We start from the raw sequence: 21,801 nt of genomic DNA on the forward strand, positions 1-21,801 counted from the left end.
GTCGAAGATCGCGGCATGGCCAGCCTCGCGCCCAACCCTGTGGTGGTCCCGATCATCGAGACGGCGCGGCTGCGCCTGCGCGGCCACCGCAAGGCAGACCTCGACGCGTGCTACGCGCTGTGGAGCGACCCCGACGTCGTGCGCCACATCGGCGGGGTCGCGTCGCCGAAGGACGCGGTCTGGATGCGCCTGGTGCAGTACGTCGGCCACTGGGCGCTCAACGGCTACGGCTACTGGCTGGTCGAGGACCGGGCCTCGGGGCGGTTCGTCGGCGAGGTCGGCGTCGCCGACTTCATGCGCGAGGTCGATCCGCCGATCGACGGCGTGCCCGAGGCCGGCTGGGTGATCTCGCCGTGGGCCCAGAACCGCGGCCACGCCACCGAGGCGCTCACGGCGGTGCTGGCGTGGGCCCACGACCACCTCGACGATCCCGAGATCGCCTGCTTGATCGATCCGGCCAACGCGCCGTCGCTGCGGGTCGCGGCGAAGGCCGACTTCCGCGAGGTCGCGCAGACCGCCTGGCGCGGGCACCCCAGCGTCGTGCTGCGGCGCCCGGCGCGGCGTGCGGTCGCGGCGCCGTGAAGTCCGCGCTGCGCTGGCTGCTGACGGTGGCGATGGTCGGGGCCGGCGCCAACCACTTCATCGCGCCCGCGACCTACGTCGGGATGATGCCGTCGGCGCTGCCGGCGCACCTCGCGCTGGTCTACGTCTCGGGCGTGGCCGAGATCGCGGGCGGGCTCGGGCTCATCCTGCCGGCCACCCGACGCCTGGCCGCGTGGGGCCTGGTGGCGCTCCTGCTCGCGGTGTTCCCGGCCAACGTCAACATGGCGATCAACCACCTGCCGCTGGGCGCGCGCGCGGTCCCGACCTGGGCGCTGTGGGCCCGGCTGCCGCTGCAGGCGCTGCTGATCGCGTGGGCCTGGTGGTACACGCGCCCGGCGCCGGCGCGCTGATCAGTCCTCGCCGTCGTCGTCGCCGTCGTCGCCGTCGTCCGTCATCCGACCCGCCCGAGAACACCCGCAGGGCGTCGTCGGGCACGCCGTACGCGCGCGCCGCCGGGAAGTCCTCGAGGCCCGAGGCGGTCCAGTTGCTGCGCCAGACCGAGGCCTGGTAGCGCGCGACGTCGTGGATGATCAGCAGATCGCGCACGAGGCCCATGAGGTTGGTGTTGGGATCGTCCGTGGCGCGCAGCGCGCCCAGGCCGCGCGCGTCGAAGTCGGCCGGGATGATCGCGGCCAGCTGGTCCGTGGTGGTGACGCCCATCAGCGCGAGCTCGTCGATGATCAGCGTGCGGCCGGCGTCGTCCGGGTACACCGGCTCGAGCGTGCCGTCGGCCACCGCCGCGGCGAACCGGTTCCGCAGGAACGCCTCGAGCGTGTCCGGCGACAGCGGCACCTCGACCGCCGGCGCCGCGGCCGCGGCCGCGCGGGCGCCGCTGCAGGAGGATCCGAGCACGAGGACCACGGCGAGGAGCGCGACGCGCAGCATGCGGCGATGGTAGCGCACCTGGTGCTACGATGATGCCCATGGAGCACCGAGGGGAGCTGCTGCAGGCGATCGCGTTCGCGGCCGCGCGCCACCGCGACCAGCGCCGCAAGGACGCCGAGGCGTCGCCGTACATCAACCACCCGATCGCGGTCGCGACCGCGCTGTGGCACGAGGGCGGCGTGCGCGACCAGCTGCCGCTGCTCGCCGCGATCCTGCACGACACGATCGAGGACACCGCCACGACCGCGGCCGAGCTGACCGCGGCGTTCGGCGCCGAGGTCGCCGCGGTCGTGGTCGAGGTCACCGACGACAAGTCGCTGCCCAAGGCCCGCCGCAAGGAGCTGCAGATCGAGCACGCGCCGCACCTGTCGCGCGCAGCCCGCCTGGTCAAGCTGGCCGACAAGCTGTGCAACCTGCGCGACATCATCGCCAGCCCGCCAGCGGCGTGGTCGGCCGAGCGCCGCGCCGAGTACGTAGGCTGGACCGCGGAGGTCGTCGCCGGCCTGCGCGGGGTGTGCCCGCCGCTCGAGGACGAGTTCGACGCCGCCCAGGCCCGGTGGGCCGCGCTCGGCGGAGCGTAGCCACGCGGGATCGAGATCGGGCCGCGCCGGATCACCGCCACGCGGGATCGAGATCGGGCCGCGCCGGATCACCGCCACGCGGGATCGAGATCGGGCCGCGCCGGATCACAGCCAGGCCGGATCCAGGTCGAGGAACGAGCGCTCGCCCGAGCGGCACAGCGCCGCGAGCTGTTCGACCCGGGGCAGCTCGGTCGCGAACCAGTACCGGGCGCACGCGAGCGTGACCTCGCGGTGCCCGGGATCGGCGTCGGGCTGCCGCGCCGACCGCTCGCGCACCGCCGCCGCCAGCTCGAGCCACTGCCACGCGATCGCGACGGTCGCGAACAGGTCGAGGTAGTCGGTGGCGTGGGCCAGCATCGCCTCGGGATCGCCGGCCAGGCCCTTGGCCGCGAGCGCGCCGGTCAGGGTCAGCGTCAGGTCGCGCGCCGCCCGCAGCGCCGCGCTCGAGCTCGAGTCGACGCCGGCCGCGTCGGCGCGGGCGCAGGTGCGCTCGACCTCCTCGGCCCAGGCCGCCAGCGCGGCGCCGCCGCGCGCGACCGCGCGCCGCCCCAGCAGATCGAGCGCCTGGATGCCGGTCGTGCCCTCGTGGATCGTGTTGAGCTTCTGATCGCGCAGCCACGCCTCGACCGGGTACTCGCTCGAGTAGCCGTAGCCGCCGTGGATCTGCACCGCCAGCGCGTTGGCCTCGAAGCCGCGCTCGGCGGGGAAGGTCTTGGCGATCGGCGTCAGCAGATCGAGCACGAGCCCGGCGCGCTCGCGGGCGCGCTCGTCGACGCCGTGGTGCGCGAGGTCGGCGTAGCGCGCGGTCCGGACCAGCAGCGCCAGGCCGCCGGTGACGATCGCGCGCTGGCGCAGGAGCATGCGCCGCACGTCGGCGTGGGCGGTGATCGCCACCGGCGGGGCGGCGGGATCCTTGGCCGCGAGCGGCCGCCCCTGGGGCCGCTCGCGCGCGTACGCGACGGCCTCGTGGTACGCGACCGAGGCCGTGGCGACGCCGTTGACGCCGACCATGATCCGGGCCTCGTTCATCATCTGGAACATGTAGCGGATGCCCTGGTGCGGCTCGCCCACCAGCCAGCCGCGACAGTCGTCGCGCTCGCCCAGCGCCAGCGCCAGGCTCGGCAGGCCCTTCCAGCCGATCTTGTGGATCATGCCGGTGACCGCGACGTCGTTGTCGACCAGCGCGTCGCCCTCGACCCGACGCCGCGGCACGCAGAACAACGACACGCCCTTGATCCCGGCCGGCGCGCCGGTGATCCGGGCCAGCGTCAGGTGGACGACGTTGTCGGTCAGGTCGTGGTCGCCGCCCGAGATGAAGATCTTGGCGCCGCGCAGCAGGTAGTGCCCGGCCGCGGTCGGCGTCGCGGTCGTGGCGACGTCGGCCAGGCTCGAGCCGGCCTGGGGCTCGGTCAGCGCCATCGTCCCGGTCCACGCGCCCGCGTACAGCTTCGGCATGTAGGTGGTGCGCAGGTGCTCGTCGCCGAACGCCTCGAGCAGGTGGGCGGCGCCCTGGGTCAGCCCGAGGTAGCCGTAGGCGCTGGCGTTGCCGGCCATCAGGTACGCGGTCGCCAGCGTGAAGACGCTCAGCGGCAGCTGCTGACCGCCGACCGCGGTCGGGCGCGGCGCGGCGATCAGATCGAGATCGCGCAGCTTGGCGAACAGGTCGTGGAGGCGCGGGTGCACGACGATCCGGCCGTCGACGAGCCGCGGCGGCTCCTCGTCGAGCGCGCGGTACGCCGGCAGGAGCTCGTCCTTCGCCAGCCGCCGGGCCGCGTCGATCACCGCGGCGAACGTGGCGCGGTCGTGATCGGCGAAGTACGGCAGCGCGGTCAGCGCCGGGAGATCGAACACCTCGTCGAACAGGAGCGCGATGTCGCGATCGTCGAAGAGCGGGTTGGCGGGCATGGCGGCAGTGTCGGCGGTGGCGCCCGCGGTGACAAGGCGCGGCGGTCAGCTCGCCAGCGCCGCGAGCGCCGCGGCCATCGCCCCGACCGCGACGACGACGCTGAGCGCGGCGGTCGGCTCGCCAGCGCCGCGAGCGCCGCGGCCACCGCCACGACCGCGACGACGACGCTGAGCGCGGCGGTCAGCTCGCCAGCGCCGCGAGCGCCGCGGCCATCGCCACGACCGCGGCGACGACGCTGAGCACGGCCAGCGCCTCGCCCGGCGGGCGCGGGCGCGCCTCGAGGATGCGGGTCAGCGCGACCGCCGACAGGACCAGGCCCAGCGGCGCCAGCGGGATCGCGAGCGCGGCGCCGACGATCGCCAGGCGCGGGACCCGCGGCGGCGGCGGCGCGGCCACCGGCGGCGGTCGCGGCACCTCGGGCGGGCGCGCGGCGTGGAGCGCGGCGAGCGCGCGCGGATCGTTGACCTGGAGCGTGCCGAGGACGGCGGGCCCGTAGACGGTGGCGCGGCCGGCGCCGGGCGGGCCCCAGGCGCCCGAGGCGCCGGAGGTCGAGGGAGGGGACAGGTCGGTGGCTCGCATGCCCCACCTATCGGCCGGTGTCGCCGACGGTTGCGTGCTCGTCGACGATCTCTCGCCCACGACGGCCGCCGGCGGCGGGGCACGTCCTCGACGACGGCACGCCGCTCGCCAGGCCGCCGGTGTCGTAGAACGGACGGGCGGCCTACGCCGGATCGCCGGGCTCGAGCTCGGCCCGGATGCGCTCGGCCAGGTAGGTCCAGCGGGCCCGGGCGGTGGCGTTGCCGACCGCCAGGGCGATCGCGCGGCGCGAGCCGACGACGACGACCAGGCGCTTGCCGCGGGTGACCGCGGTGTAGAGCAGCGAGCGCCCGAGCATGACGAAGTGCTGGTTGGACAAGGACAGCACCACCGCCGGGTACTCCGAGCCCTGGCTCTTGTGGATCGACACCGCGTAGGCGTGGACCAGCTGATCGAGCTCGTTGCGCTCGTAGTCGGCGGCCCGGCCGTCGCCGAAGGTCACCCGCACGCGCGCGCCCTCGGCCTCGATCGACTCGATCACGCCGATGTCGCCGTTGTAGACCGAGCGGTCGTAGTCGTTCTTCTGCTGCATCACCTTGTCGCCGGCGCGGAACGTGCGCTCGCCGCGGGTGATCACGACCGCGCCGTCCCTGGGCGGGTTGAGCTTGGCCTGCAGCGCGTTGTTGAGCGCGGTCGTGCCGAGCTCGCCGCGGTGCATCGGCACCAGCACCTGGATCTCGGTGGCCGGGTCGAGCCCGAACCGGGCCGGGATGCGCTCGGCCACCAGCTCGACGATCGTGGCCTGGGCCGCGGCCGGCTCGTCGCGGGCGATGAAGTAGAAGTCGCTGTCGCCGCTGGTCGCGAGGTCGGGGACCTCGCCGCGGTTGATCTGGTGGGCGCTGGTGACGATCTTCGAGGCCGCGGCCTGGCGGAAGATCTCGGTCAGGCGCACGACCGTGGCCGCGCCCGAGGCGATCACGTCAGCCAGGACCGCGCCGGCGCCGACCGACGGCAGCTGATCGATGTCGCCGACCAGCACCAGCTGCGCGGTCGGGCGCACCGCCACCGCCAGCGCCCGGAACAGCGCCAGGTCGACCATCGAGCACTCGTCGACGACGACCACGTCGGCGTCGAGCGGGTTGTCGCGGTCGCGCGCGAACGTGCCGAGCTGCGGCTGGTACTCGAGCAGCCGGTGCAGCGTCACGGCCTCGATCAGGGTCGACTCGGCCAGGCGCTTGGCGGCGCGCCCGGTCGGCGCCGCCAGCGCGATCGAGCGGCGGGCCCGGCCGGCCAGATCGACCACGGCCTTGACGATCGTGGTCTTGCCGACGCCGGGGCCGCCGGTGATGACGACGCACTTGTCGACGGCGGCGGCCGCGACCGCGGCCCGCTGCTGCGGCGCCAGCGCCAGGCCCGAGCCGACCTCGAACTGGGCGATCGCCGCCTCGACGTCGAGCACGGTCACGCGCGGCGGCGTCATCACCAGCTCGGCGAACGCGGCCGCGGCCGAGCTCTCGAGCGCGGTGATCTCGGCCAGCGCGACGCAGCGGCCGCGGTCGCCCAGGATCTCGCGCGTGGCCAGGCCGCGCTCGACCAGCGCGTCGAGCCGCGGCGGCACCAGCTCGCGCGCGACCGCGAGCAGCTCGACGGCGCGGTCGAGCAGCACGCCCTCGGGCACGTGGGCGTGGCCGTCCTCGACGTGCTCGCCCAGGACGTGGACCAGGCCGGCGTCGAGGCGATCGGGCGAGTCGCGGGCCAGGCCCAGGCGCTCGGCGATGCCGTCGGCGGTGCGGAAGCCGATGCCCCAGACCTCGATCGCCAGGCGGTACGGGTTCTCGCGGACGACCTTGATCGCGTCCTTGCCGTAGCGCTTGACGATGCGGGCCGCGAAGCCGATCGAGACGCCGTGCCCGAGCAGGAACACCATCACGTCCTGGACGTGGCGGTGGTCGGCGAACGCGGCGGCGATCTTGTGGGCGCGGTGCTTGCCGATGCCCTCGACCTCGGTGAGCCGATCGGGGCGGCTCTCGATCACCGCCAGCGTCTCCATCTTGAAGTGCGTGACCAGGCGCCGCGCCAGCTCGCCGCCGATGCCGGTGATGATGCCCGAGCCGAGGAACCGCTCGATGCCGGCCAGGGTCTCGGGCGTGCGGGTCACGTAGCCGACCAGCTTGAGCTGGCGCCCGAACTTCTTGTCGTCGACCCAGTGGCCGCGCACGGTCAGCGGCATGCCGGGCGGCAGCTCGGGCAGCTCGCCGACGATCGTGGCCTCGGCGCCGTCGGTGAGCAGCAGCCGGGCCACGGTCCACAGCGAGTCGGGGTTGCGGAACACCACCCGGCCCAGCTCGCCCTCGAGCGCCACCAGCTCAGGCTCGGCGGCGCCGGCGAACAGCCGGCCTTGCTCGCCGCTGGTGGAGTCGCGATCCGTGGCCACGCGCCACTATATCGTCCCGCTCGCGCCGCGGTTGCGTCGCGGCCCGCAGGTCACGCGGCCGGCGTCGGCGCGGGGCGGCGCTGGGCCACCATCACCGCGGCCAGGATCACCGCGACCCCCAGGTAGGCGCGCGGGCCGAGCTGGACCTCGGCCTCGAACAGCGCGTCGACCGCGAGCGCGATCACCGGGATCACGAAGCCGAGCACGTTGGCGGCCAGCAGGCTGACCCGCTCGAGCAGCCAGAAGTACGCGGCGAACCCGACCGCGGTGCCGGCCACGGCCAGGTAGACCAGCGCCATCGTGGCCTTGTGCGGCAGCGGCCACGGCATGCCCTGGTGGCCCGACGCCAGGGTCGCGATCCACAGGCAGGCGGCGGTGACGACGACGAAGACCGTCGTCGACGCCAGCGGGTGGATGCGGCCGCCGTGGCGCTTGATCACGACCGTGTAGAGCACCGAGACGATCACCGAGCCGATCACCAGCAGCACGCCGACGGCCTGGCCGGTCGACACCGCGAGCTGATCGGCGAAGATGATCGCGACGCCGGCCAGCGCGATCAGCGCGCCGATGACGTCGCTCGGCCGCACGGTCTCCATGCGCGTGAGCAGGAGCAAGGCGGCGATCACCAGCGGCTGGGTCCCCGACAGCACCGCCGCGAGGCCGCCGGGCACGTCGCGCTCGCCCAGGTAGATGAGCGCGTAGCCGACCGCGTTGAGCACGCCCGCGACCACCAGCCACGGCCACTGGGCCTTGCGCGGCCACGGCCGCGCGGTCCACGCCAGCGGCACCAGGATCGCGGCCGCCAGCGTGAAGCGCAGCGCCGCCGCGAGCATGGTCGGGAAGCCGTCGGGGCCGATCGTCACGCGGATCGCGTGCCAGGTGGTCCCCCAGATCAACGCCAGGGCCAGGTACGCGAGCGAGGTCTTGCGCGCGGTGGTCACGGCGTGGAGGTGCGCTTCTTCTTCGGCGCGCGCTTGGCCTCGCGGGCGGCCCGGGCCTCGTCGGGGGTGGTCGTGAACACCTTGCTCGGGTAGTCGCCGGGGCCCTTGACCGGCCCGCGGCCCATCATCATGTTCACCGACCGGGCCCAGCCCTCGTCGAGCCACGCGACGAACGTGCCCAGCGGCTGCGCGGTGTAGCGGTAGTCCTGGTTGGCGTTCGACGACTGCGTGTGCAGCGCGACCGACTTGTCATCGCGCGGCAGGCCGCGGATGTTGGCGCGGAACTGGTCGGTGTAGCTCCAGTACTCCTCGGCGTTGGACAGGTAGACCGTCCGCACCGGCAGGCCGACCTCGGTCATCGCGCGGCCGATGCCGGCCATGCCCTTGTCAGCGAGGAGATCGACCAGCAGCGGCCGCACGCAGCCGTTCTTGATCAGGTTGCGCACGAAGTCGTAGGTGGCCTGATCGGACAGGTAGGTCGGCACGCCGGCCAGGTTGTTGGTCAGCACGCGGATGCGGCGGCGCATGCGCGGCTGGCCCTGGCCGAGCACGTGGAGCAGGCGCTTGCGCTCGCGTCCCTCGGGCGCGAGCTGCGCGATGATGGCCTTGGCCGCGTCGGTGTGATCGCGCTGCCACATGGCCTTGTACTCGTCGGGCGTGGCCGAGGCGGCGATGAACGCCTGCTGCAGCTCGTGCATGCCGACGACCGCGTCGTCGTAGTCGACCGTCCACGCGAACTGCGGCCGGGCCCAGCCGATGTACAGGTAGGCCTGATCCGAGCCGATGCCGACGTAGCCGCCGCCGATGCCGTCGATGTACGACCGGAAGCGATCGGCGTGGCCCTCGTCGCTGACGTAGTAGTGCTGGCCGAACTTCTCGGGCCGGACGCCGTCGAGCAGCTCGGGCTTCTTGTCGGAGGTCGTGCCCCACAGGACGTCGCGCATGGCCTGGCTCGGCGGCGTGACGCTGCAGTCGGCCGGGAACACGTCGGCCGCCGGGGGCGGCGGCGCCGGCGGCACCGGCGGCAAGGCCGCGACCACGGGCGGGTCGGCCGCGGGTAGGTCGGGCGTCGGCTCGACCGGGGTCGGCGCCGGCGCGGGCGCGATCTCCTCGGCGCGCGGCGCCCGCCGGCCTCCGCAAGCGAGGACGGCGAGACACACGGCGAGCGCGGACAGCTTGGTCATCATCGGTGCAACGATGAGGGGGGCGGAAGGTATTCCGACGTGACGCACCGCGCGACCTGCCGGGACGCCGCAGGTTCGACTACCAGGCCCCGGCCGTCAAGTTTCGCCAGGGGCGATCACCAGGCGATGGGCCCGCCCGAGAGGTGCTCCCACCGGCGCCAGCGCTTGAACTCGCGTCGGGGGCGGACGCCGTCGGTGCGGCCGGGCAGCTCGCCCGGGTGGGGATCGAGCAGTGGACATGCCGGCGCGTCCCCGGCCAGCGCCAGCCGCCGGCTCGCGCGGGCCAGGCGAACCGGCCGGCCCGCTCGCGCCCCCGTCGTTGGCGTCGATCACCGCGGCCGTTCCGGGCGGACGGGAGGCGTCGGTCGACATCGTCCGAGGACGCCACGGCGGTCGGCCGGCGGTGTTAGGGTGCGCGCGCGTGCGCGTCCTCGCCTACGTCTATCCGGGCTGGCACCCGATCCCCGAGCGCGATCGGTCGTTCTACCCCGGCTTCACCGAGTGGGACCTGGTCTACGACTCGGCGCCGCGGTTCGAGGGCCACGTCCAGCCGCGGCTGCCGCTGTGGGGGCGCTACGACGATCGCGATCCGGTCGCGGTCGAGCGGCGGATCACGCTGTGCCGCGACCACGGCGTCGACGGCTGGGTCTACGGCTTCTTCTGGTGCCGCGGCAAGCGGGTGTTCCAGGACGCGCTCGACCTGGGGTTCCTGGGCGCACCGTCGGGCGGCGCCTACCCGTTCGCGCTGATGTGGGCCAACCGGATGCCGCGGCGGGTGCTGCCGGTGCGGCGCACCGACACGCCGGTGATCGAGGCCGATCGGCTGGTGCCGGCCGACGTCGACGACTTCGTCGCGTTCGTGCGCTACGTCGCCGAGCGCTACTTCGTGCGCGCCAACTACGTGCGCGTCGACGGGCGCGCGTACTTCTCGATCTTCGACGCGACCCACTTCGTCAAGGAGCTGGGCGTCGACGGCGCGCGCCTGGCGATCGCGCGGGCCCGGGCCATGCTCGCCGGCGCCGGGCTGCCGCCGATGTACCTGACCGCGATCGAGCCCAGCGCCGAGGTCATCGGCGCGGTCGCGGGCATCGGGTTCGACGCGGTCACCAACTACGTGTTCCTGCCCGACTGGAAGGGCGAGTTCCTGCAGGACTACGACGCGCGGGTGGCGATCCGCGCCGCCGAGTGGCCGACGATCGCCGCCCGGGCCGCGCTGCCGTACCACCCGGCGGTGACGCCCGGCTGGGACGCGTCGCCGCGGGGCGCCGACTTCGGGCCGGCGCGGCCCGACAAGTACCCGTGGGCGCCGGTCGTCGTCGGCGAGCACCCCGAGCGGTTCCGCGCGGCGGTGGCGCGGGCGGCGGCGTACGCGCGACGCACCGGGCGCCCGGCCGACGCGCAGCTGGTGTTCGTGGCGTCGCTCAACGAGTGGAGCGAGGGTCACTACCTCGAGCCCGACACCCGGTTCGGCACCGGGTGGATCGAGGCGGTGCGGGACGGGCGCGCGTGAAGGTCGAGCCCACCGCGCTCGCCGGCGTGCTCGTGCTCGAGCGCGCGGTCCACGCCGACGAGCGCGGCTGGTTGACCGAGCTGCACCGGGTCGAGCACCTCGCCGCGCTCGGCGTGCCGCCGTTCGTGCAGGAGAACCTGTCGGCGTCGCGGCGCGGCGTGGTGCGCGGGCTGCACTTCCAGCGCGCGATGCCTCAGGGCAAGCTGATCACCGTCGTCCACGGGGCGATCTACGACGTCGCGGTCGATCTGCGGCCCGACGAGCCGACGCTCGGCCGCTGGGTCGCGCTCGAGCTGACGGCGGCGGCGCCGCGGTCGCTGTGGATTCCGCCCGGGTGTGCCCACGGCTTCCAGGCGGCGACCGACGAGGCCGTGGTGCTGTACCAGCTCACCGCGCCGTACGCGGCCGCCGACGAGGGCGCGATCCGCTGGGACGATCCGACGCTGGCGATCCCGTGGCCGATCGCCCCGGCGATCGTGTCGGCGCGCGATCGCGCGGCGCCGGCGTGGCGCGCGCGCTGAGGCCCAGAGGGTCGCGCGCCTGGTCGCCTGGTCCACGCGGGCGTCGGGCGCGCCGCGCTCGGCGGCCTGGCCAGGGCCGGGTCGGTAGATCTAGGGGCACGCCCCGACTGGACCCCTACCTGAGACCACCTGAGACGGCACGCCAGGGCACGGTGCCTGACCGAAGATGCCGTCAAGCTTCGAGGACCACGTGCCGGGCGGTCACGGCAGGTTGCACGGGCCCGGGAACGGCGTCGTGAGGGCGCGGCGCCAGCGCACGCGGCCGCCGGACTCGCCGACCAGCTCGCGCGGCCCGTTCATCGTCGGCGCGGCCGCACCGGGCGGGTCGACGCGGACGGTCCAGCCCGCGGCGCGATAGCTGGCCGGGGGCGGGGTCAGGCCCGGGCGGACGAGCTGGCTGCCGCCGACCGCGCGCGCCGTGCAGCCATCGGCGGCGAGCGTGACGGTGAACGGCGTCGGCCCAGGCCGCCGCTCGCCCGGGTCGCGGTCGATGCCCGACGGCGCCTCCAGGAAGAACGCCGAGCCGTGGAGGCCGAAGTCGTCCTGGCGCCAGTCGACGCGGTCGCCGGCGCTCTCGGGCGGCGGCGCGCACTGATAACGGACGGCGCCGTCGGCGCGGCGCAGGACCGCCACGGCGCTGCCGCTGGTCACGACCAGGTCACCGTCGGCGAGCTGGCCGATCACCTCGCGCCAGGCCGGCGCCGACCAGCGCGCCTGCCCGGTCTTGACGTCGATGCCCTCGACGTGGGTGACCTGGCGGTAGCCGCAGATGCCCTCGAAGCGATCGAGCCAGGTCCACGGCACGACGCCGCCGTCGGCGGTGAGCGGCTCGACCCGCAGGGGGGCGCCGGTCGTGGCGGCGGTGGTGGTGGTGGTGGTGGTGGTGGTGGTGGTGGTCGCCGCGCCGTCGTCGAGCGTGTTGGCGTCCGGCGTGCCGGCGTCGGTCGTGGTGGTCGTGGTGGCCGCGGTGGTCGCGGTGGTCGCGGTGGTCGCGGTGGTCGCGGTCGCGGCGCGGGGGCGCGACGGCGCGGGGGCGGCGCAGGCGGTGACGGTCACGGTGACGAGTGCGGACAGGCGCTTCAGCATGGGGCCTCGCAGACGGCTCCGACTGTAACGCGCGGCCACGGCCGCGGCGCTACTCGACCCGGCGATCGCCGCCGTGGTACGCGAGCGGCGTGACGATCGTCATCGTCGGTGGCAGCGGGCAGCTCGGGCGCGCGCTGATGCGGTCCGGCGCGGCGGTCGGGCGGCCGATGGTCGGGCTCGACCGAGCGGCCCTCGACGTCACCGATCCCGACGAGATCGCGGCGGCGCTCGACGCCTACGCCCCGACCGCGGTGGTGAACGCGGCGGCCTACACCGCGGTCGATCGCGCCGAGGTCGACCGCCTGGCGGCGTTCGCGGTCAACGCGACCGGCGCCGGGCTGCTGGCGCGCGCGTGCGCGGCGCGCGGCGTGCGGCTGGTACACGTGTCGACTGATCACGTGTTCGACGGTCGCGCCGGGCGGCCGTACCGCGAGGACGATCCCGTGGCGCCGGTGAACGTCTACGGGGCCAGCAAGGCCGCGGGCGAGCGGGCGGTGCTGGCGGCCGGGGGCACGGTCGTGCGGACCTCGTGGTTGTTCGCGCCCGACGGCTGGGGCTTCGTGCCGGCGATCGTGCGGGCCGCGGTCGCGACGGCGCCGATCCGCGCCATCGCCGATCGCCACGGTCGGCCGACCTGCGTCGACGACCTCGCGCCGGCGCTCGTGGCGCTGCTCGACGCGCCGGCCGGCGTCTACCACTACGCCGGCGCCGGGGTGACCACCTGGCACGGCCTGGCGTGTGCGATCGTCGAGGCGCTCGGCGCGGACGCGACCGTCGAGCCGATCGCCGCCGCGGCGTGGCCGGCGCAGGCGCCCCGACCGGTGGCGGCGGTGCTCGACACCGCGCGGGTCGAGGCGCTGAGCGTGCCCGTGCCGTCGTGGCGCCCCGGCCTGGCGCGCGCAGTGGCCGCGCTGCGGGCCCGGGCCAGCGCGGAGTAGGGGCGGCCCATCGAGGCACGGCGGCGGTCAGGTCGCGGGAGCGAGCTTGCGCCGGCGCGTCGCGGTGCGGACCGGCGGTGCCAATGGCGCGCTCGGTGGGACCGTGGTGCGTCGATCCTCGCTGCGCGCGCGCCTGGGGCGGACCGCGGGGCCAGCGCCGGGCCCTCGTCGCGGACCCGGGCGCTGGCGGCGGCGTCGCCGGCCGACGCCAGCTTGAGCGCCACGCCGCGTCGGGTGACGTCGGTCCCGCTGGCGGGGGGCGAGATCGCGACCATCGCCGCTGACGCTGCGCGTGATGGCGGGCGCGGGCGTGGCTCGCGTAGGATGTGTGCGTGGAGCGCTTCGACGTGATCATCCTCGGCGGAGGCCTGCTCGGGTCGGCCACCGCCATGCACCTGGCCCAGCGCGGCGTGACGTCGATCGCCGTGCTCGACGTCGATCTCGGCGGGCGCTACTCGAGCTCCGAGCTCAACGCCGGTGGCGTGCGCGCGACCTGGCGCTCGGAGATGAACGTGGCCCTGGCGCTGCCGTCGATCGAGTTCTTCGAGAGCGTCAAGGACGAGATCGGCTTCGATCAGAAGGGCTACCTGTGGATGTACGACGAGGCGCACTGGCCGGCCGCGCTCGAGGCGATGGCGTGGCAGAACCAGCGCCACGGCCTGGGCGTGCGCGCGCTGACGCCCGACCAGATCACCGCGCACTGCCCGCACCTCGACACGCTCGACGGCGTCGCCGGAGCGACGTTCTCGCCGCGCGACGGCCTGCTGAACCCGAACCTGGTCAAGGAGCTGTACCGGCAGGAGGCGCGGCGGCTGTGTGGCGGCGGGCTGCGGCTCGACAACTACGCGTACGTCGCGGCGGTCGACCTCGATCCCGACAAGGTCCTGGTGCGCGTGCTGAAGTTCCAGGAGTTCTCGCCGGCCGGCGACGCCGCGATCAAGGCGATCCTGTGTGACGCGATGCCGCCCGACGACGCGGCGGTGGTGAACTACGTCGGCGACGTCGTGATCAACTGCACCGGCGCCTGGGCCCGGCGGGTCGCGCCGCTGTACGGGCACGCGGTGCCGGTGCGGCCGGTGCGGCGCCAGATCGCGATCGCGCACGCGCCCGAGGTCGACCTGCGCCCGTACGGGATGTTCGTCGATCCCAGCGGCGTGTACTTCCATCGCGAGTCGACGCACATCCTCGCCGGGTGGGCCGATCCGGCGGAGCCGTCCGAGTACACGTTCAACTACGACGGCGCCGAGTGGTTCGAGGAGCGCATCTGGCCGGCCCTGGCCGCGCGCATGTCCGGGTGCGCGCGCATGCGCCACCGGTCCGGCTGGAGCGGGCTGTACGAGTACACGCCCGACCTGTGCGGCATCATCGGCTTCGCGCCCGGCCACGATCGCGTCATCGAGGCGTTCGGCTTCACCGGCCGCGGCGCCATGCAGTCCTGGGCCGCCGGCCGCGCCGCCGCCGAGCTCGCCACCGCGCGCCGCTTCGAGACCGTCGACTGCACGCCGCTCCGGCCCACCCGCTTCGCCGAGGGCCAGCTCGTCAAGGAGAGCCTGCTGATCTGACCCTGCACCTCTCCGGGGTTGCTTTCTTGGCCCGGCGGCGGCGCTCCGCGACTTCGCGGCGCGTCCGTCGCGCTGAGCCGGCACCGGAGCGCGCGGGGCGGGTGGACCCGGCGCAGCGTCGCGGGCGCTACTTGCCGAGCTTGCGCTTGAGGGCGGCGAGCTCGGCGTCGATGGCGGCGTCGCGCTGCGCGGCGGCGGCGTCGCGCTGCGCGGCCTCGGCCTGGAGGCTGGCGAGGAGGTCGCGCGGCGGCGCCGGCCGCGGGATGGGCGTGCCGGTGCGCGAGGTGGGCAGCGGCGCGGGCTGCGGGACGGTGCGCGACCTGGGCGGCGCGGGCCGGGAGACGGACGCGCCGGTGCGCGGCGTGGGCGGCGGCGCGGCGGCGGCGTCGTCACGGTCGCGGAGGTCGAAGACCTCGCCGCAGGCGCCGCACCGGAACGCTTGATCGGTGGCGGCGGCGACGTCGACGAAGAACGCCCCGGCCGAGGTGGTCACGGCGACCTCGTGGAAGCGGGCGTGGACGTCGCACGCGGGGCAGCGCTCATCGAACGTGCGCCCGCCCGCGACCGCCTGGGTCCGGGTCTTGCCGTGGAACAGGAACCACATGCGGCGAGCGTACCGGAACCAGCGGCGAGCGGACCGGAACGAACGCGGCCGCGGTCACATCCGCTTGCGGCGCGGGGCGGCGCGCGGGATGAACGATGGCGTGCCGCGCCCGCTCCTGATCTTCATCGCCGTCGCGGTCGCCTGTCACCGCGGCTCCGCGCCGCCGCCGGTGGTCGCGCCGCCGCCGCCCGCGGTCGACGACGGCCCCGGCACGGTGATCGCGCCCGAGCCGCAGCGCACCGGCGACGCGGCCCGCGGCTGGACCCAGCTGACCAGCGCCAACTACGTCGGCTGCGGCGTCCCGCGCGCGCTGTTCGATCGCTTCGCCGGGGCGACGCCTGCGTGGCTGCGCCTGCCGGGCCGCACCGGCGCCGGCGCCGACCTGCCGTACGCGATGAACGAGGTCACCGGCGCTGGCGGCCGCGCGCTGGTCACGCCCAGCTGTCTGGCCTGCCACGCCGCGTACCTGCGCGGCGAGCTGGTGGTCGGCCTCGGCGATCCCCGCGCGAACTTCACCGGCGACACCAGCGGCCTCGGCCTCGCCGGCATGCTCATCACCGATCCCGCGGACCGCGCCGAGTGGAACAAGCTCTACGGCCGCTTTGCGCTCATCGCGCCCGCGATGCGCACGACGACCGTCGGCGCCAACCCCGCCGACCACATCGCGGCCGCGCTGTTCGCGCACCGCGACCCGAAAACACTGGCCTGGTCCGACGAGCCACGCCTGCCGATGCCCGACGCGCCGACGCCCGTGGACGTGCCGGCGTGGTGGCTGCTCAAGCGGAAGACGGCCATGTTCCACACCGGCGCCGGGCGCGGCGATCAGGCCCGCATCATGATGACCGCGTCGGTGCTGTGCGTCGACGACGTCGCGACCGCCCGCGCGATCGACGCCTGGTTCCCCGACATCCGCGCGTTCGTGACCAGCCTCGAGGCGCCGCGCTTCCCGGCGCCGGTCGACGCCGCCGAGGCCGCGCGCGGCCGCGTCGTGTTCGAGGACCGCTGCGCGCGCTGCCACGGCACCTACGGCCCCGACGGTGTCTACGCGACCCGCGTCGTCAGCGTCGCCGAGGTCGGCACCGACCCCGCGGTGGCCAGCCACGTCGGTCAGTTCGCGACCCCGTTCGTGGCCTGGTTCAACAGCTCCTTCTACGGCGAGCTGGCGCGGCTCGAGCCCGGCGACGGCTACGTCGCGCCGCCGCTCGACGGCGTCTGGGCGACCGCGCCGTACTTCCACAACGGCAGCGTCCCGACCCTGACCGCGGTCCTCGACAGCGCGCAGCGCCTGCCCCGCTTCACCATCGCCCGGGGCCGCGACGACTACGACCTCGCGCTGGTCGGCTGGCGCAGCACCGCGGTCGACGGCGCCACGTCGATCGACCCGACGTGGATCTGGGACACCGCGCGACCCGGCCACGGCAACGGCGGTCACACCTTCGGCGACGCGCCCCCCCCCCCCACCACCTTCGGCGACGCCGCTCGCGCCCGGCCAGCACGGTCGCGGTGGTCAGGATGGTGGCGCGCTGGAGCATGGGCCTGGGGATATGCGATCGAATTGGAGCATGTCAAACCAAAACGGCATCTGTGGCCATCAAGCGCTAATAAATGATTCGTTTGATGAACTAACTGTCGATCCGGGTGGCGACCGGCCCGGCGCGGGGCGCCGCCCTGCCGATCCGGGCGGCGACCGGCCCGGCGCGGGGCGCCGCCCGGCTTCCGTCCACGCGGCCGCGGTGGCACGATCACGCGATGCGAACGATCGTCGGGCTCACGCTGGTGACTGCGCTCCTCGGTGGCTGCGGCGGCGACGACGGCGGGGGCGGCGTCGTGATCGGCGGCGGCGGCCCCTACTTCCCGGCCGGGGCGTTCTGGGACCAGGACGTGTCCGCGGTGAGCCCGGCCGCGAACTCGTCGGCGATCATCACCGCGCTGCGCGACGCGGGCGGCTGGGGCAACGGCGACACGTTCCAGATCGACTTCTCGTTCGACGTGCTCGCGGTCGACGGCGCCAGCCCGGCCAAGCGCGACTTCACGCCGACCGGCGACTTCTTCGAGCCCGACTGCGATCAGGTGCCGGTGCCGGTGCCGGCCGGCGGCAACGTCGAGGGCGAGGCCGGCTACGAGTGCACCAGCGACGGCGACTGCCACCTGCTGGTGTGGGCGCCCGACGAGCACCGCCTGTACGAGATGTGGCGGGCCAACATCGTCGGCGGCCAGTTCGACGGCGGCTGCCTCGCGGCCTGGGACACCTCGCGCACCTACGGCCCCAGCGGCCGCGGCGAGCAGTGCACCAGCGCCGACGCCGCGGGCTTCCCGATCGCGCCGCTGCTGTTCACCGCCGACGAGGTCGCCGCGGGCGAGATCGATCACGCGATCCGCTTCATCCTGCCCAACAACCGCATCCGCCGCGGCTACGTGCGGCCGGCGACCCACGGCACCAACACCAGCGGCACCGGCGAGCTGCCGTACTACGGCGTCCACCTGCGCCTGCGCGCCGACTATCCGATCGCCTCGCTCCCGTCCGAGGGCGCGCGCGTGGTCGCCCGCGCGCTGCAGCGCTACGGCATGTACCACGCCGACGGCGGCAACATCGCGCTGACCGCGCAGAGCGACCGCTACACCACCGCGCAGTGGACGGGGCTGCTCGAGCCGCGCGACCTCGCCGCGCTCACCGTCGAGGACTTCGACGTGATCGACCACGGGCCGCCGATCGAGCTCACGCTCGACTGCGTCCGCAACTGATCAGCGCGAGCGGCGCGCGAGCAAGAGCACGCCGTCATCGATCAGCGCGTCGCCGCGGATCCGGGCCGCGATCAGCGGCGCGGTCGCGGCGGCCATCGCCGCCAAGCGCGGGTGCCCGGCGAAGTGCAGGCGGGCCAGCTCGTCGGCGACGGTTGGCGCCTCGGCGACCCGCGCCCGCACCGGCGCGCGCACCCGCGACAGCTCGACCGCGAACCCGGCGGCCCCCAGCACCTCGGCCGCGAGCGCCAGCAGCCAGCCGTGGTGGGCCAGCGGCGCGCCGGCGACCGCCGCCTCGGCGTTGTAGATCGCGACCAGGTCGTTGTCGGGCGCGGCCTGGACGATCGCGACGCGCTGGCGGGCCACCCGCGCCAGCTCGACGACCGCCCGCGCGGGTTCGTCGCAGTACTGCAGGACCCAGGTGGCGATCGCCGCGTCCACGGCGCCGTCGGGCAGCGGCACCGCCTCGGCCCGCCCCGCGATCGCCTGCAGGCCCGCGGGCACGTGCGCGCGTTGCTCCGCGCTGGGCTCGACGATCGTCACCGGCGCGACCCGCGCGGCGATGGCCTGGGTCAGGAGGCCGGTGCCGCCGCCGACGTCGACGACGCTGGTCGCGCCGGCGAGCTTGGCGCACAGGAGCTCGATCTCGTCGTCGGGCTCGAGCCGCGCGGCCAGCTGGCGCCACGCCGCGGGATCGAGGCGCTCGGGCCCCAGAACCGCGCCGGCCAGGGCACGGTCGACGCGCACAGCGGGTGCTCGCGCCAGGTCGACATGGCGGCAGCCTACGTCAGCTCGGAGGCGTGCGGCGCTTGCTCGGTGCGCGCTGCGGTCGGATAGTCACCCGATGTTGAGTCCACGAGCGTGCGTGTGGCGGTCGGGGCTGCTGATCGCGGCGACGGCCTGCGGCGGCGGCCCCGACGCGATCGACGCCGGCGGGGACGCGACCACCGTCGATGGCGCGGCGCTCGACGCGCCCAGCGCCGACGCCGCGACGCCGGACGCGGCGTTGCTCGACGCGCCCGTCGCCGATGCGGTCGCGGACGCCGCGCTGCTCGACGCGCCCACCACCGACGCCACGACGCCGGACGCCGCGCTGCTCGACGCGCCCCCCACCGACGCCACGGCGCCGGACGCCGCGCTGCTCGACGCGCCCACCACCGACGCGCCCACCACCGACGCCGCGAGCATCGACGCCGCGACGACCGACGCGCCCGTCACCGACGCCGCGCCGCTCGACGCATCGGCGCCGCCGTGCAGCAACGGCCCCGGCCGCACGGTCTGGCGCCTGTCGTGGCCATCCGGCCAGGGCGGCTACGCCCGCGTCGACGCCTGGGCCGCGGCCTGCGCGTACTCGCTCGCCGACGCCGCGTGCTCGCTGTCGGGCGAGCCGCACAACTACGCCTCGTTCGGTCCCGGCGTGGTCTTCAACAGCTCGACCGACTACTTCCGCGTGCGCTTCAGCGTCGCCGGCCTGAGCTTCACGACCGCGACGCTGTACCTGTCGGCCCACGCCGACGGCGGCGGCCTGCCGCGCCTGGCCGTGCAGTCGCAGCTCCACGGCGAGTACCTGTTCCAGCCGACCGTGCCGATCAGCACCCACCGGCTCTACGCGATCGACTGGTCGTCGTACCTCGCGCCCACCGACGCGCCCAGCCTCACCGCGGTCACGCTGCGGCCGATGCCGGTCGGGGTCGCGGTGTCGCAGCTCGAGCTGTGCGTGCAGTGAGCCCGCGGATCGGTCAGGTCGGGTTCACGCCCAGGATCGAGCGCGCGATGATGCGGCGCTGGATCTGACCGGTGCCCTCGAAGATGTCGTAGATCTTCGCGTCGCGGTACCACTTCTCGACCGGGTGGTCGGGCTCGAGCGCCTCCTCGCCGAGCAAGGTCAGCGCCCGCGCGGTCACCGACTGCGCGACCTTGGCGCCGTAGGCCTTGGCGATCGACGCCATGCGCACGTTGTCCTGGCCGTAGTCGGCCATCCACGCCGCCTTGTGGACCAGCGCCCGCGCCGCCTGGATCTCCATCTCCATCTCGGCCAGCTCGAACGCGACGTGCTGGTGCTGCTTGAGCGCGGTGCCGTGGATCGTGCCGCCCTCGACCCGCTCGACCAGGTAGTCGAACGCGGCCCGCGCGATGCCGACCGCCTGGGCCCCGACCATCGGCCGGGTCGAGTCGAGCATCTTCTTGGTGTCGCCGAGGCCGGCGCTCGACGCGCCGATGCCCAGCATCATGTCCTTGTGCACGCGGCAGTCCTCGAAGTGGACCTGGGCGGTCTCCGAGGCGCGGATGCCGAGCTTGTGCTCCTTGCGGCCCGGGATCAGGCCCGGCGTGCCGCGCCCGACCAGGAAGCCGCGCACGCCGGCGCGGCCGGCCGCGGGATCGGTCTGGGCCCACACCACGAACGCGGCGGCCGACTGGCCGTTGGTGATCCACTGCTTGTGGCCGTTGATGACGTAGTGATCGCCGTCGACGCGCGCGGTCGTGGCCAGGCCCGAGATGTCCGAGCCGGTCGACGGCTCCGACAGCGCCATCGCCGCGACCTTGATGTGGCCGTGCTCGTCGTCGCCCTTGAGCAGGCGCCGGAACTCCTGCTTCTGCTCGTCGGTGCCCATGCGCGCGACCGGCGACGCCGCCAGGCCGCTGCCGCCGATCGCCAGGCACACGCCGGCGCAGCCGTAGGCGAGCTCCTCGGAGCCGACCACGCCCAGGCGCGACTGGCTCTTGGGCTTGCCGGCGCCGTCGTCGTCGTCCTTGCCGGTCAGGGCCTTGCGCCCGTCGACGACCGCGGTCTGGGTCATGCCGAAGGCCTGGGCCTGCTTCATCAGCGCCCACGGCATCGACTCGTCGCGATCGTGCTTCATCGCGACCGGGCGGATGTACTGCTTCGCGAACGCGCCCAGCATCTGGCGCACACCGGCGAGCATCGCGTTGTCGTGGAAGATGTCCATGGTCAGGCGCCTCCGGTGCGGTCGGGGTCGGCGAGCACGCGATCGAAGCGCTCGTCGCCGACGAGCTGCTCGTAGGGGCGGGCGTCGCGCATGAGCTTCTCGACCGGGTAGTCGTTGACGAAGCCGTAGCCGCCGTAGATCTGGACGGCGTCGATCGTGGCCTGGCGGACCGCGGCGCCGGCGACCACGCGCGCGCGGCTGGCGGCGTCGGCGGCCGCGGCGATCGACGGCGCGTCGGCGGCGCGATCGCACAGCCACGCGGCGTGCAGCGCCATCAGCCGGGCCGAGGTCGCGGCGGTGACCGCGTCGTCGCGCAGGCCGATCAGCGCCTCGAACTGACCGATCGGCTGGCCGAACTGGACGCGCTCGCGGGCGTAGTGGCGCGCGTGCTCCATCGCCGACACCGCGACCCCGGCGGCGCGGGCCGCGAGCGACGTCCGGTACCAGGCCAGCACCAGCGCCGCCGCGTCGCCGCCGCGCGCGAGCACGTGGCTGGCCGGCACCGGCGCGGCCTCGAGCGTCAGCGTGCCCCACGCCGCCGCGCGCCACGCCGACGGTGCCTGCGCGACCACGCGCTGGCCCGCGGTGGCGATCAACAGCACGAGCGGCGCGCCGTCGTGCGTCGCGCACAGGAGCACGTGGCTGGCGCGGCCCAGCGCCGGCAGCGGGCCGACCTTGCCGGTCACGCGCACGCCGTCGCCGTCGGCGGCGATCGTCAGCGTGCCGCGGGCGTCGCGGCCGGTCGTCGCCAGGCCGCCGTCGGCGAGGCTGGCGAACAGCTCGGCCTGGGCGGCGTCGCTGCCCCAGCGGCCGACCGCCAGC

The 21,801-nt window shown here is 74.8% G+C and carries 20 protein-coding genes; 10 read left to right on the forward strand and 10 right to left on the reverse strand.

Features of this window, described 5'->3' with window-relative positions; translation table 11 throughout:
• Positions 1–15: 15 nt before the first annotated feature.
• The 3 genes from IPL61_17850 (at position 16) to IPL61_17860 (ending at position 2,069) form a co-directional block, all read left to right on the forward strand.
• Entirely contained in the window at positions 16–582 is a 567-nt protein-coding gene (locus IPL61_17850; protein ID MBK9033104.1) for a GNAT family N-acetyltransferase, read from the forward strand.
• Between the two features lie 32 nt (positions 583–614).
• Positions 615–953 carry a DoxX family protein gene (locus IPL61_17855; protein MBK9033105.1) on the forward strand — a complete coding sequence of 113 codons (339 nt, stop codon included), beginning with the start codon at positions 615–617 and terminating at the stop codon, positions 951–953.
• Between the two features lie 573 nt (positions 954–1,526).
• Positions 1,527–2,069: a bifunctional (p)ppGpp synthetase/guanosine-3',5'-bis(diphosphate) 3'-pyrophosphohydrolase gene (locus IPL61_17860; protein MBK9033106.1), complete on the forward strand. Its 543-nt coding sequence runs from the start codon at positions 1,527–1,529 to the stop codon at positions 2,067–2,069.
• Between the two features lie 105 nt (positions 2,070–2,174).
• On the opposite strand, the gene IPL61_17865 is transcribed toward IPL61_17860, so the two are convergent.
• The 5 genes from IPL61_17865 to IPL61_17885 all read right to left on the reverse strand — a co-directional run bounded on the left by IPL61_17865 (position 2,175) and on the right by IPL61_17885 (position 9,071).
• Complete coding sequence (locus IPL61_17865; GenBank protein MBK9033107.1) at positions 2,175–3,974, reverse strand: acyl-CoA dehydrogenase; 1,800 nt, start codon at positions 3,972–3,974, stop codon at positions 2,175–2,177.
• Positions 3,975–4,155: 181 nt separating this feature from the next.
• Positions 4,156–4,554 (reverse strand): hypothetical protein, encoded by a 399-nt coding sequence (locus IPL61_17870; GenBank protein ID MBK9033108.1) that lies wholly within the window; start codon positions 4,552–4,554, stop codon positions 4,156–4,158.
• Positions 4,555–4,696: 142 nt separating this feature from the next.
• The gene (locus IPL61_17875; protein MBK9033109.1) at positions 4,697–6,904 is read right to left on the reverse strand and encodes an ATP-dependent RecD-like DNA helicase; all 2,208 of its coding nucleotides are present in this window, start codon (positions 6,902–6,904) and stop codon (positions 4,697–4,699) included.
• Between the two features lie 92 nt (positions 6,905–6,996).
• A complete protein-coding gene (locus IPL61_17880; protein MBK9033110.1) occupies positions 6,997–7,887 on the reverse strand; it encodes an EamA family transporter in 891 nt (296 codons plus the stop codon).
• Positions 7,884–9,071 carry a hypothetical protein gene (locus IPL61_17885; protein ID MBK9033111.1) on the reverse strand — a complete coding sequence of 396 codons (1,188 nt, stop codon included), beginning with the start codon at positions 9,069–9,071 and terminating at the stop codon, positions 7,884–7,886. Before IPL61_17885 ends, IPL61_17880 begins: the two co-directional genes overlap by 4 nt.
• 421 nt (positions 9,072–9,492) lie before the next feature.
• Between IPL61_17885 and IPL61_17890 the strand changes: the two genes are divergently transcribed.
• Complete coding sequence (locus tag IPL61_17890; protein ID MBK9033112.1) at positions 9,493–10,581, forward strand: glycoside hydrolase family 99-like domain-containing protein; 1,089 nt, start codon at positions 9,493–9,495, stop codon at positions 10,579–10,581.
• Positions 10,578–11,102 (forward strand): dTDP-4-dehydrorhamnose 3,5-epimerase, encoded by a 525-nt coding sequence (gene rfbC / locus IPL61_17895; GenBank protein MBK9033113.1) that lies wholly within the window; start codon positions 10,578–10,580, stop codon positions 11,100–11,102. The genes IPL61_17890 and rfbC overlap by 4 nt, the downstream gene beginning before the upstream one ends.
• A gap of 201 nt (positions 11,103–11,303) precedes the next feature.
• Here the strand turns inward: rfbC and IPL61_17900 are convergent, their stop codons facing one another.
• Complete coding sequence (locus IPL61_17900; protein MBK9033114.1) at positions 11,304–12,188, reverse strand: hypothetical protein; 885 nt, start codon at positions 12,186–12,188, stop codon at positions 11,304–11,306.
• An 89-nt stretch (positions 12,189–12,277) separates the two neighbouring features.
• Here IPL61_17900 and rfbD point away from each other — a divergent pair, with 89 nt between their 5' ends.
• Together rfbD and IPL61_17910 are read left to right on the forward strand one after the other, a co-directional pair.
• Entirely contained in the window at positions 12,278–13,126 is an 849-nt protein-coding gene (gene rfbD, locus IPL61_17905; protein MBK9033115.1) for a dTDP-4-dehydrorhamnose reductase, read from the forward strand.
• A 332-nt stretch (positions 13,127–13,458) separates the two neighbouring features.
• Entirely contained in the window at positions 13,459–14,688 is a 1,230-nt protein-coding gene (locus tag IPL61_17910; protein MBK9033116.1) for an FAD-binding oxidoreductase, read from the forward strand.
• Positions 14,689–14,815: 127 nt separating this feature from the next.
• Here IPL61_17910 and IPL61_17915 read toward each other — a convergent pair whose 3' ends face one another.
• Positions 14,816–15,292, reverse strand: a complete 477-nt coding sequence (locus IPL61_17915) for a hypothetical protein (GenBank protein MBK9033117.1) — start codon at positions 15,290–15,292, stop codon at positions 14,816–14,818.
• A 100-nt stretch (positions 15,293–15,392) separates the two neighbouring features.
• On the opposite strand from IPL61_17915, the gene IPL61_17920 reads away from it, so the two are divergent.
• Both IPL61_17920 and IPL61_17925 read left to right on the forward strand, forming a co-directional pair.
• Positions 15,393–16,901 carry a hypothetical protein gene (locus tag IPL61_17920; GenBank protein ID MBK9033118.1) on the forward strand — a complete coding sequence of 503 codons (1,509 nt, stop codon included), beginning with the start codon at positions 15,393–15,395 and terminating at the stop codon, positions 16,899–16,901.
• A 140-nt stretch (positions 16,902–17,041) separates the two neighbouring features.
• Positions 17,042–18,034 carry a hypothetical protein gene (locus tag IPL61_17925; protein ID MBK9033119.1) on the forward strand — a complete coding sequence of 331 codons (993 nt, stop codon included), beginning with the start codon at positions 17,042–17,044 and terminating at the stop codon, positions 18,032–18,034.
• Here the strand turns inward: IPL61_17925 and IPL61_17930 are convergent, their stop codons facing one another.
• Positions 18,035–18,778: a class I SAM-dependent methyltransferase gene (locus tag IPL61_17930; GenBank protein MBK9033120.1), complete on the reverse strand. Its 744-nt coding sequence runs from the start codon at positions 18,776–18,778 to the stop codon at positions 18,035–18,037. It abuts the gene before it with no gap.
• A 97-nt stretch (positions 18,779–18,875) separates the two neighbouring features.
• Between IPL61_17930 and IPL61_17935 the strand changes: the two genes are divergently transcribed.
• On the forward strand, positions 18,876–19,757 hold the full coding sequence (locus IPL61_17935) for a hypothetical protein (protein MBK9033121.1): 882 nt from the start codon (positions 18,876–18,878) through the stop codon (positions 19,755–19,757).
• 13 nt (positions 19,758–19,770) lie between these two features.
• Here IPL61_17935 and IPL61_17940 read toward each other — a convergent pair whose 3' ends face one another.
• Both IPL61_17940 and IPL61_17945 read right to left on the reverse strand, forming a co-directional pair.
• Positions 19,771–20,979 (reverse strand): acyl-CoA dehydrogenase family protein, encoded by a 1,209-nt coding sequence (locus IPL61_17940; protein MBK9033122.1) that lies wholly within the window; start codon positions 20,977–20,979, stop codon positions 19,771–19,773.
• A 2-nt stretch (positions 20,980–20,981) separates the two neighbouring features.
• Positions 20,982–21,801: hypothetical protein (locus IPL61_17945; GenBank protein MBK9033123.1), on the reverse strand; the 820-nt coding region annotated here is incomplete at its 5' end.

This window comes from Myxococcales bacterium, assembly GCA_016717005.1.
Classification (GTDB): Bacteria; Myxococcota_A; Polyangia; order Haliangiales; family Haliangiaceae; genus UBA2376.